The organism is Bacillus sp. SIMBA_008 (genome assembly GCF_046535495.1).
Taxonomy (GTDB): Bacteria; Bacillota; Bacilli; order Bacillales; family Bacillaceae; genus Bacillus; species Bacillus subtilis.
In genome coordinates this window covers 1-320 of sequence record NZ_JAWRWL010000198.1, presented here as the reverse complement: position 1 = coordinate 320, position 320 = coordinate 1, and the positions used below count along the sequence as shown (strand labels likewise).

1 protein-coding gene is annotated in these 320 nt (G+C 45.0%); it reads left to right on the top strand.

Features of this window, described 5'->3' with window-relative positions; translation table 11 throughout:
- The coding region (locus tag SB658_RS22810; RefSeq protein ID WP_410602519.1) for an AMP-binding protein at positions 1-320 on the top strand (320 nt) is incomplete at both ends.

Genomic DNA, 320 nt, shown 5'->3' with positions numbered 1-320 from the left:
CACTTGAAGCTGATGAACAAAGCAGCAGCGCAATCAAGACAAGACCTGCCTGCGTTGAACATGTTGCTGGTTGGCGGAGAGGTGTTCACAAAAGAGCTGATGGATCAATTTTTACAGCATATATCAGGTGAAAAACCGATCATGATTAATGCGTATGGGCCGACTGAATGTACGGTTCAGTCATCATCCTTTTTGATTCCCCAAGACTGGGATGAGCAAGTCATTCCTATTGGACAGCCGATGCCGAATGAGCATATTTTCATATGTGATGCGCAAGGAGAGCCAGTTCCGATTGGCGTCTTTGGAGAGTTATATATAAC